Raw genomic sequence first — 10,942 nt, 5'->3', positions numbered from 1 at the left:
CAAGAACCTGATGGCTCTGAATAGGATTCAGGAATGTGGCCTTGAGGAGAAAAGATTGTTAAGCGTGGCAAACGCAAGGCAGGGATGGTACCGAATGGCTACTATTCGGGATATTAATTTCCTGCTCAATCCAACGATACTTGGCAAAAAGACAAAGAGCCGACCGGGATTGGTCGACCCTTTGGCGTATTATCTGAATTAACGCTTGATTCTATGTTGATGTAGCGCCGTATACGAGACCCGTACGTACGGTGCAACGGGAGGGTTGAGGGCTAACGCCCTCGCTCTACCCTATTAAATACGAAATTACTCGCAATGACAAAAGGGTTATTTATCAGATATGGAGCAATTTTAGACTTAAGCCGTGTCTCAAGGTGCAAAACGAAGCGGATAGCCGCGAACTTCTACACAGCGGTGATGCAGCTAATATTACTAATATCAAAGTGGGTGAACTACCTGATACCTCATTTGATGTCGGCATTATTGACATGCCGGATAAGCAGAAGCAGGAAGTCTACACCCATGACTTCTCGAAGTCTGGAAACATGGCGATATTCGGCACTTCCAAGGTAGGAAAGTCTACAGCAGCAACTAATGCGATTCTATCGCTCGCAGCTAAGAATTCGCCAAATACACTTAACATGTACATCGTGGACTTCGGTAACACGGCACTTTTCGGTCTTAAGGATTTGCCGCAGGTTGCCGACTATATCTCTTTTGACGACACGGAGAAGTTTAGGAAATTAAGGAATATTCTTTCAGATGAAATATCCACGAGAAAGAAAAAATTCGCTCACTCCAATGTCACAAACCTAGAGATGTATAACGCTTCCGGCAGTGAAATCATGCCAGCGATTGTCGTAGTTATCGATAATTACGATGTCATCAAGGAAATCGATTATGATCTGGAGAACTATTTCACTCAGCTGACAAGAGATGGAGTCGGAGTTGGAATCTACACACTTGTGACGGCAACAAGAGCCAACGCTATGAAGTATGCAGTACTAAATAACTTCGGTGCTAGAATCTGCAACTTCATGTCCGACCAGAGTGAGGTTGTGTCGCTCATCGGACGCAGCGAATATAAGCTGTCGGATGTTAAGGGACGAGCACTAGTGAGCAAGGATAATGTGTATCTGATGCAGGAGTTTTTGCCAGCAGATATTTCCGATGCTGTGAATTATAGGAATAGAATAAATGAAATGGTAGCAGCAATAACTGCTAGCCACACCGAGAGAGCAAAAGCTATACCAATGCTTCCTGAAAAGCTCGAGTTATATGACCTACTCCAGAGGAAGGATAATAATAGAGGCATTGCGCTGGGTCTAGATAGCGAGGATGTGTCGGTGAAATATATTCCGGATGCTTCACCGTTCCTAATAGTTGGAGCGACTGGCACAGGCAAGACTAACATGCTTAGAGTGATATATAATCAAGTGAAGTCGGAAAATGTATTCCTCGTAGATTCTCGTTCAGAGGATTTCTATGATGTTGCAGGCGAACTAAATGATAAATACCTTAGCAAGGAATCTGAAATAGATGAATTTATGGGTAGCCTTGGGACATTAATAGAGGAGAGGGAGAAACTTTATGAAAATAGTGGTAAAACCATGAAGTCTAAAGATTTCTATGCGAAGCTGGAGCCAGCGTATCTGCTTATAGACGATGTTACTAGATTATCTCAAATGAAGGGCATTGAAGTTGCCCGAAACGTTTCAATCTTTGAAGCTGCAATCATGACAGGGATATACATTGTTGCGACTATAGATGGTAGGCAGGGCTACACAACAAATTCAATCCTTAAGATTATAAAAAATACGGTAGACGGAATAATACTAGGGAATCCACAAAGTCAGCAGGTCTTCAATATCAGTGGAGGTAAGCTAAAAACAGCGGCTGATTTAGGGTTTATATATAGTGGTGGATCTATGAACAGCGTTAAAATTCCATTAATAGAGAATTAGTTTGGAGGTGTGTGTTGAACAGATTAAATGAGAATAAAAAAGTAGTAGATGAAGGGCTTAAGCTGTATCCTAACTTGATTAGAATGCAGTGTTCTGATGCTGAAGATGCATTAAATAAAGAGATGGAGAAGCTAGATAGGGTTTTAGAATCAATTGATAGATTTGCAATTGATAATTCTAATTCAGGCAAAGCTATTGATGCGGTAAAAGCACATCTTAACGAATATAAGTTGGTGATTAATGCTCAGAAAAGTGCCTGCGAAGGTGACATCTTTGATTACAGAAAGTTTAAAGAAGATGTAAAATCAGAGATTCTGCTTGGCGATGAGATAAATGAGAAGTATAGATATGCGGCCCATATGTATAATGAAAATATGGAACGAGCAGAAAGATATATGAAAATATATGAAGCAGATATATCGCCGTGTGCAAATCATTATTTGAGTCAGTCAAGAAATTATGAAAATTTAGCAAAAACATATAAAATGCAGGCAACAGTATGGGAAGAAAAAGGACAAGAACTGACTGAAATTAATGAATTAACCGCAGACCCAATTAGCACAAGTAAAGCACTAAAAGCTAAGGTCAAAAGCGGATTAAGTGCTCTAGGGCGTGCATTTGATGGAAGCACATTCAAAAGCTGTATAGGAAGTGAATGGATTAACGGTATAAATTCCGATATGAAAAATATGGCTCAGAAGATGGCCATAGGTAACGGTGATTTAGAAGGCAAAAGTAATGCTGAGATTGTACGTGTATGCAAAAAGCCTTATGCTGATATGACTGCTCTTGAGAAAATGGAGTGGCAAAATATTGAAAATTACATCGTTAATTGCAATATTGACTCAAAGAAGAAGGTAGATTTTATAAATTTGGTTTTGAAGAGTTGTACTTTAAAAAAAGGAAAGCTGACGAATTCTGCAATCGATGAATATGAATTCAATGATAAAATTCCTAGGATAAATAAAGCACTATACTCCAATCTTACTGTTAATTCGCCTGATTCAAAGATACGAAATTCAATAGTCTGGGGCTATTTGCAAAAGACTAGCTCGATTTGTGGAATACCAAGAATTAAGATACGAGATATTGGCTATGACGAGGATAAGGTAAAGGGTTGCATAGATGTAACTGTATATGACAAGCGAACATTTTTTTCACCACAATATTCTAAAGAAAAACTTGAGTATACAATATTTCCAATAAGAAATATGAAACAAGAATCATGGCGGGATGAGATACAAGGACACTATAGCATCGCAAAGGGTGATCAAGCAGAGAAAAAAATTAAAGTAAATGCTGTTGAAGCGGCTTTGATGGGTGTGGGAGAACTGCCAGTTAAATATGGGATGACAATACCTCCTAGTGTAATAAGTGGCTATTATGCTGAAAAGGCTAATGCTTATAGTCATTATGATACTGCTAAATTTGTTAAATCATTAAAGGGGATAGACAAAAATAACTGTAAAGGCTTGATAGTTGAAAATCCTAAAAGTTATCCTTACTTTGAGCTTGTAGGTGAGGGACACGAAAATACTGCTATAAAAGAAATACGAAAAGCGATAAATAATGGAATAGAACAAATAACAAAATAAAGGAGCGTAAATTAAGTGATTAAAAAAATTATAGGTATATCGTGCATAGTATTGACCATAATGAGTACAATAATATGTTTAACTTCAATTTGGATTTCACGTGACAACTATGTGCCACAAAAACTTTGGAATAGTGTAAGTGCAGCTCTAAACAATAGGCAGGATAGCTCGTGTTCTATTGCAGAAAATGACAAGTATATCTTCTATGTGAATCGCGTAAAAGATTCGTTCCCTTTGATCCGCATAGATAAAAATAGTGGCGAAAAGAAGCTGCTAAAAAAAGATATTGGGGACGAGTATGGTTCGGCACTATTCATATATAAAAACACACTCATCCACACTAAATCAGAAGGTTTGGGATGTTATTCGATCTATAGCTGTGATTTCGATGGGAAAAATGAAAAGTTAATAAAAAAGGAATCATCATCTCCTCATATGGTTATTTATGACTACATATATGCACCTAATCGTGATAATGCTTTAACTAGAATCTCACTTATAAATGGTAAAAAAAGAACTCTTAATAATAAAGAGTGTAATAATTTTGCAGGAATTGATAAAAAAGGCAAGGCTCTTTATTTTGAAACAGGTGCCTTAGAAATGGTAAAAGTAAAAATAAATAATAGAAAAGCAAGTATTGGGATAAAGAATACAACTGAAGCGATAAGCTTTGGAAGTATAAATGGAGAAGGGAAGAAAGCAAAAAGGATTTTAGGAATAGCAAATGGGAGCATATGGTTACGCGGAAAAGATGTGGATTCAATATATAAAGTAGAAGAAATAAAAGGGGGCTATCAGACCAAAAGTATATTTAAAAAAGCAGGTGTCAATTTAGTGGATAATTCTATCATGGAAAAAGATAAAATCTATTATGTTTCTCATGATGAAAGCAAGCTTATTATGTTTGATATTAAGACAGGAGAAGATAGAGAAATATACACAACCTCAAATAAAAATATTAAGATATTGGCTGCAATAGGTGATAATATTCTTATTTCGGAGTGGGCAAAAGACAATGAACATGTTAACTACAATAGTGCTGTTGATGACAAAGCAGTAAGACAATACTACATCAACAACTCAGGAAAAGTTCTATACGAGCTAGACTAGTGGAGGCTACCAATGAGTGAAGAAATTAAAATAAAAGAAGCGGCTCTTAATAGCGTGGCGTCTTCAATAATGGATATTACACAGGGTATAGGGGCTGAGTCCATATCAAACCTTGATAATATGAGCACAATAGATGGTAACAAGGCTAGCATAAATTCTTACGATGAGATCAAGGAAAGCTTGAAAAATATCGGTAGTGCAATGCTATCTACCTCTCGCAACATAAGCGCTGTTGGATATGCATTTAAAGGGTATGATGCAGCTGCAAGTAATGTGTTTAAAAACAGGAAGAACTAGGTGTATTACAGAAAACCACTGGAGGATATAATGCCAGATTTTAAGAAGATGAATGAGAACGAGATACGTTCATATATCCGAGAATCAGAAAGCGACATTGAAGAGATAGAACATAATTATCGCAAAGAAATAGAATACGAATCAGAGCAGGAAGCACAAATAGAGAGAGAATATTTCCAGTTGCAGAACTTACTAGATTCGGCAAATTCTGATCCTAGATTACAAGGAATTCTGTGCGAAGGACTTGATGTGATATCGAACATAAGACAACAACGATTTGAGCTCATGGATGATCTTCATAATAACAAACAGCGCAAAATTAAGGAGTCAGAAGAGAACATTCAGGAGGCTAGAAAGCAGATATATAGCTAAATATAGTCAATACAAGGATATAGATGCAGTTGCAAACGGCAAGCTAATTATGCTCCAATTTGTGCAAATACATGCGCAGTTGCAAGTGCAATAGGATTATTTATTAGAAGTGGAGAGTTTGAAAAACAAGGTAAAAGAAATGAGAAGAGTGAGTTTTAGGGTAATATGTGTCACAGTTATCTGCTTGATAATAACACTATTATGCGGCTGCAATTTATTCGTTACAGATAAAGATAAGTTTTACCTAAACAAAAATTTAGACTATGATCTTACATGGATTGATTTAGACAAAGCAGGTCAAGATATCGTAATTCCCGCAAAGATAGAAGATAAAAAAATACGAGTGATAAATCTAGCAGATCCCTACTTTACAAGGATTGATTCGCTAGATATTAGCCAGGTTAAAGAACTGGAATCATTTCGTCTAAATCTATTTGACCCTAAAAATAAGTCAAAGTTAAAAGGACTTGATTTTAGCAAAAATAATAAACTGAGACGCATACTAATTAGTCAAACCATGGCTTTAAAAAATATAACATTTAATAGTGCATGCGAATCAATCTTCATAGATGGTTCAGATATAAAGAGCGTGGATCTACAATCACTGGAAAAGCTTGAAGATTTTTCTTATTATAACGGTCCTCTTGAGGAACTAGATATTTCGAACAATCCTAACCTTGAATCCATCAAGATTGCAGATACTAATATTAAAAGGCTTGATGTGACAAAAAATCCAAAATTGAAATACATAATTGTTGATGAAGGCACGCAAATAATCGGACCAACCAATGCACAGATAAAGTATAACAAAAGGACTGAGTAGTCTGCGAAGGAGACTTTAGGATAAAAATGTTATTTTCCTGGAGGAATAAATGAAAAGAGCGAATGTCAAAACAATATATGTCACAGTTATCTGCTTGATAATAACACTATTATGCGGCTGCAGTTTATTCGTTACAGATAAAGATAAGTTCTATATGGATAAAAATCTAGACTACAGTCTATCGAGGATAGATATAGATAAATCAGGGAAAGATATCGTAATGCCTGCAAAGGTTGGTGATATAACAGTACGAGAAATATATCTTGCAGACCCATACTATTCCAAAATTGATTCACTAGATGTTAGCAAAGCCAAAGAACTGGAATCATTTAAGTTAGTGTTATATGCAGAAAAGAATAAGTCTAAATTGAAGAAGCTTGATTTTAGCAAAAATAAGAAATTGAGAGATATAGTAATTGGTCAAACTAAGGCTTTAAAAAATATTAAATTTAATAACAAGTGTGAATATATTTATTTAAAAGGGACCTCTGTAAAGAAAGTCGACCTAAAGAAATTGGAAAATCTTGATGATTTTTCATACTTTGATGGCCCTCTTGAAGAACTAGATATTTCAAATAATCCAAATCTTGAGGAGATATGGATTAAAAATACGAATATTAAAGTTTTGGACGTGTCAAAGAATCCAAAACTAAGGATAATAACTGTTGATGAAGGGACTCAAATAATTGGACCAACCAATGCACAGATAGAGTATAACAAAAAAACTAAATAGTCTGATGGCAATAAAATTTCTAGAGTAAAGTTGCTAATTTCATACTAGCACTAGAATAATTTATTTACCGCAGAAACCAATCTTGTACTAGTCTCGACAAGCCAATATTTCTACCCCATGATTGATTGACACTAGTTAATATAGATAATATAATATTTAGGTGCTCTTAGGCAGCTTGCGGTTTGTAGGGGGTCCTGCGCAATGGGATACTGTGAACCATGTCAGGTCCGAGAGGAAGCAGCATTAAGCGGGACATCTCATGTGCCGCAGATTCGCCTCCTACCGGCCGCAAGGTGTCTAAGAGCTAAATTTCTATATGGACCCAAACCATGGGTGACCCAACTATCGAGAAGGAGGTAACGATATGCATCTGGCACTATATAGGTCCGAGAGACCTGAACGCTTTGAAGAGATAATTGGACAGAAGCATATTGTGAAGATACTTCGCAACCAGATTAAGAAAGGTACTGTGAGTCAGTCGTATCTGTTTGCGGGAACTCGCGGTACAGGTAAGACGACGACAGCTAGAATTCTTGCAAAAGCAGTTAATTGCACCTGCAGTGATCCCGGCGTAGACCTACCTTGTGGCGAGTGTGTAAATTGCAGGGCAATTACAGAAGGTAGATTTCTCGACGTAGTAGAGCTGGACGCAGCATCCAATAATGGTGTGGAGAGCCTAAGGCAGATTACCGAATCTGTGCAATATCCGCCAACCGTTGGGAAGTACAAGGTCTACATCATAGACGAGGCGCACATGCTCACCGATTCAGCGGAGAATGCGTTTCTCAAGACACTCGAGGAGCCGCCGGCACACGTAATATTCATACTGGCGACAACCAACCCGGAGAAGATTAAAGCGACGATAAAATCAAGGTGTCTAACGCTTAACTTCAGGCATGTCTCGGAAAATGATCTGCTGGACGGCATGAGAAGGATTTGCCAGAAGAAGGCGATTAACATAGAAGAAGAAGCCTTGGCAGTAATTGCCCGTAAGGCAGACGGCTCCGTGCGAGATGCGCTCAGCCTGCTCGAGCAGTGTATCAATGCAGGTGATGAGCTGATAACCAGAGAGCTGGTTTTGGAGTACACGGGCGGCGCGGGAGATGATTTCTATATAGATCTCACCGATGCGATTAGAACTGGTGATGCGGGAACTGCACTCGCTGATATAGACGCCATGGTGAGGATTGGCAAGGATGCCAAGCAGCTGCTTGCGGATTGGCTACTGCACTATAGAAATCTGATGATTTGCAAGTACGTGCAGGATCCGTCAGAACTTGTAAATGCTTCTAGTGAGAACACTGCGAGAATCGTCACACAGGCAAAGTCTCTGAGCGACGAAGCGATAAATTATGGCATTCGCTTACTTTCAGATACTGTCAATAAGGCAAAATTTTCGACTATGCCGAGGATTTTGCTGGAGACATCTGTGATTAAGCTAATCGTAGGTGAGGGTGCCGAGGTCAAGATGGAGCCAGTTCGGATAAATTCCAATATCTCAATGAGCGCAAGAAGTCCAAGGTCTCAGGCTGGAACCGCACGAGAGACTTGTGCTGCACCAGAGATGAAGAGGCCAGAAGCAAAGAGCACGGAAGTTTCGCAAAGGGGAGTTCAGAAAGTGGAGCCACAAGCTGCTGATACCGGTGAGCCGCAAGCTCAGCCCCAGGCAAATTCTAGCACTCAGAGAGCGCAAGAAACCGAGGAACCGCAGCCTCTATTCGAACAGAAATTCAATCCGCTCGAGGGGGCACCGCCAGATAGGCATATAGTGGAATTTGAAGCTAATCAAAACCTCGATGAGATGTGGGATAGAATCTGCGACCAGATGGCGAGAGCGGATGCCATGTTTATGGCGATGGTTGCGAAGTACACAAGGCTAGTCGATTTACATGGTAGCGAGCTAACTGTGGAAGTCAAGAAGACTAAGAGCCTTATGGCTGATGATGCTCTAAATGAACTGAACAGGATAACTAAGGCTTTATATGGAGATAAGTTCTATATTACCCTGCGAGTGGTAGAGTACAATCCTGCAGATGCGCGAGCTCTTAGTCAAGCGGATGAACCTAGCCTTCCGAGATTCGATGATGATCTGATCGAGGCGGCAGAAGAAAAAGACGAGATAGCCGAAGAAGTGGCGAGGGATGTAGCTGACTTTTTTGGCGTAGATAAGATAGACATAAAGTAACGAATAGGCATAAAGTAACAAATAGTGGAGGAAACAATCATGGGCAAAGGAATGAGAGCAGGTAAGAAAAAGAAGGTTGGCGGCGGTGCTGGCAACATGCAGCAGCAGATGAAGCAGCTTCAGGCTATGCAGCGTGATATGGAGGCAGCACAGGCTTCTATCGCTGAGCAGGAGACAACTGCAACTGCCGGTGGAGGTGCGGTTGAAGCAACTGTAAACGGCAACAAGGAAATCACCAAACTAGTTATCGATAAAGATGTTGTAGATCCGGATGATGTTGAAATGCTTCAGGATCTCATCATGGCAGCTGTAAACGAGGGTATGCGCCAGATCGATGCAATCGCTGAAAACGAGATGGGGAAAGTCACAGGTGGACTTAACATCCCTGGATTTGGAATGTAGAAAGGCGTTCAGATGAGGCAGTATCCAAAGCCGCTGAACAAGTTAATAAATGAGCTGTCCAAGCTGCCTGGAATCGGCGGCAAGACTGCACAACGCTTAGCGTTCCACATTCTTGCACTCGAGGAGAGCGAGGCTACTTCCCTTGCAAATTCAATCGTGAATGCCAAGAGAAGCCTTCATTACTGTTCGGTGTGCGGCAATTTGACAGATACCGATCCATGCGAGATTTGCAGTGATGAGTCACGAAACAGGACTAAGGTCTGCGTAGTCGAGACACCGCAGGATGTGATAGCTATGGAGCGAATCAGGGAATTTAAAGGGCTGTATCACGTACTTCACGGTGCTATTTCGCCTGTAGAGGGCATCGGACCTAACGAGATAAATCTCAAATCCCTAATCACAAGGCTCCAGCAGCACGATGAGATAGACGAGATAATCGTGGCGACTAATCCTAATATCGAGGGCGAAGCAACTGCCATGTATATCGCTAGGCTGCTAAAGCCGTCGGGAATCAAGGTGACGAGAATCGCACACGGAATTCCTGTAGGCGGGGACCTCGAGTATGCCGACGAAGTGACGCTGCTCAAGGCGATGGAAGGAAGACGCGAGATATAACTGAAAATAGTTGGTGCATGGGGCAGACTAAAGGCTATGCACCGACTATTTTATTATATGAAAAGCAAGAGAAAATATTCGATTTATACGAGTATTTAATCTATGTGTATACAACAGTTGCTGTTTGATCATGGGTAAGCACTTAAGCCCTGAGACAATCAAGGAGGAAAGGATGCCTGAACTAGTAGAGATTGAAACTGCGAGAAGGGTTCTCGCACCACAGCTAAGCGGCTGCACAATTAAAGATATCGAGGTGAAGCTGGCAAAGAGTATCAAGAATTACAGCCCCGATGAGTTCAAGAAACTCGTAATTGGCTGTAAGTTCAACACCACACTTCGCCGCGGCAAATTTCTTATTTTCAACATGATTACACCGAAGCACGAAAGTGTGACAGAGGAGCTTAAGCTCGTAGCTCACTACCGTATGACGGGCGTTCTACTCGTTACACCACCAAATTATGAGGATTTGAAGCATACGCATATTGTTTTTAAGCTCAGAGACGAAAATGGTATTGAGAAGGAACTGCGTTATATCGACCAGAGGCAGTTTGGCGGTATATGGGCTATAACGACGGGTGAGGAATTTAGAGCAACCGGCATCGGGCAGCTTGGAGCTGAAGCGACCGATGATACGCTTACTGGCGATTACCTGAAAAAGCACCTGCTGCGAAGAAAATCAGCTATCAAGACGGGGCTCCTTGACCAAAGCGTTATCGCTGGTCTTGGAAATATTTACACCGACGAAGTCCTATACCGATGCGGAATTGCTCCGACCAGAGCTTGTAGCTCGTTAACCGATAGTGAGTGGCAGGCGCTGGCTAGCGAGATTCCGAAGATGATGGAGTT

The 10,942-nt window shown here is 40.2% G+C and carries 11 protein-coding genes, 1 other RNA gene and 1 pseudogene; all 13 read left to right on the top strand.

Annotated features, from left to right (window positions below; all coding sequences use genetic code 11):
• Positions 1–202 (top strand): annotated as a pseudogene (locus AXF17_RS00645) (group II intron reverse transcriptase/maturase); the annotation flags it as partial.
• Between the two features lie 172 nt (positions 203–374).
• Positions 375–1,964 carry an FtsK/SpoIIIE domain-containing protein gene (locus tag AXF17_RS00640; protein ID WP_157682507.1) on the top strand — a complete coding sequence of 530 codons (1,590 nt, stop codon included), beginning with the start codon at positions 375–377 and terminating at the stop codon, positions 1,962–1,964.
• Positions 1,965–1,978: 14 nt separating this feature from the next.
• Positions 1,979–3,559 carry a hypothetical protein gene (locus tag AXF17_RS00635; protein WP_094233342.1) on the top strand — a complete coding sequence of 527 codons (1,581 nt, stop codon included), beginning with the start codon at positions 1,979–1,981 and terminating at the stop codon, positions 3,557–3,559.
• A 15-nt stretch (positions 3,560–3,574) separates the two neighbouring features.
• Positions 3,575–4,669 (top strand): DUF5050 domain-containing protein, encoded by a 1,095-nt coding sequence (locus AXF17_RS00630; RefSeq protein WP_094233341.1) that lies wholly within the window; start codon positions 3,575–3,577, stop codon positions 4,667–4,669.
• 12 nt (positions 4,670–4,681) lie between these two features.
• The gene (locus AXF17_RS00625) at positions 4,682–4,966 is read left to right on the top strand and encodes a TIGR04197 family type VII secretion effector (protein ID WP_094233340.1); all 285 of its coding nucleotides are present in this window, start codon (positions 4,682–4,684) and stop codon (positions 4,964–4,966) included.
• Positions 4,967–4,996: 30 nt separating this feature from the next.
• Complete coding sequence (locus AXF17_RS00620) at positions 4,997–5,338, top strand: hypothetical protein (protein ID WP_157682506.1); 342 nt, start codon at positions 4,997–4,999, stop codon at positions 5,336–5,338.
• A 118-nt stretch (positions 5,339–5,456) separates the two neighbouring features.
• Positions 5,457–6,161 carry a hypothetical protein gene (locus tag AXF17_RS00615; RefSeq protein WP_157682505.1) on the top strand — a complete coding sequence of 235 codons (705 nt, stop codon included), beginning with the start codon at positions 5,457–5,459 and terminating at the stop codon, positions 6,159–6,161.
• A 49-nt stretch (positions 6,162–6,210) separates the two neighbouring features.
• Positions 6,211–6,894: a hypothetical protein gene (locus AXF17_RS00610; protein ID WP_094233337.1), complete on the top strand. Its 684-nt coding sequence runs from the start codon at positions 6,211–6,213 to the stop codon at positions 6,892–6,894.
• A 138-nt stretch (positions 6,895–7,032) separates the two neighbouring features.
• An RNA gene (gene ffs, locus AXF17_RS00605) (signal recognition particle sRNA large type) lies at positions 7,033–7,212 on the top strand.
• Between the two features lie 46 nt (positions 7,213–7,258).
• Positions 7,259–9,079: a DNA polymerase III subunit gamma/tau gene (dnaX, locus tag AXF17_RS00600; protein ID WP_094233336.1), complete on the top strand. Its 1,821-nt coding sequence runs from the start codon at positions 7,259–7,261 to the stop codon at positions 9,077–9,079.
• A 39-nt stretch (positions 9,080–9,118) separates the two neighbouring features.
• Positions 9,119–9,481, top strand: coding sequence for a YbaB/EbfC family nucleoid-associated protein (locus tag AXF17_RS00595; protein ID WP_094233335.1), 363 nt, complete (start codon positions 9,119–9,121; stop codon positions 9,479–9,481).
• Between the two features lie 12 nt (positions 9,482–9,493).
• Positions 9,494–10,096, top strand: a complete 603-nt coding sequence (gene recR, locus AXF17_RS00590; protein ID WP_094233334.1) for a recombination mediator RecR — start codon at positions 9,494–9,496, stop codon at positions 10,094–10,096.
• A gap of 172 nt (positions 10,097–10,268) precedes the next feature.
• Positions 10,269–10,942: Fpg/Nei family DNA glycosylase (locus AXF17_RS00585; RefSeq protein WP_169711286.1), on the top strand; the 674-nt coding region annotated here is incomplete at its 3' end.

The organism is Mogibacterium pumilum (assembly GCF_002243385.1).
Lineage (GTDB): Bacteria > Bacillota > Clostridia > Peptostreptococcales > Anaerovoracaceae > Mogibacterium > Mogibacterium pumilum.
The sequence above is the reverse complement of the archived record's forward strand: the minus strand, read 5'-3'. Positions and strand labels throughout refer to the sequence as shown.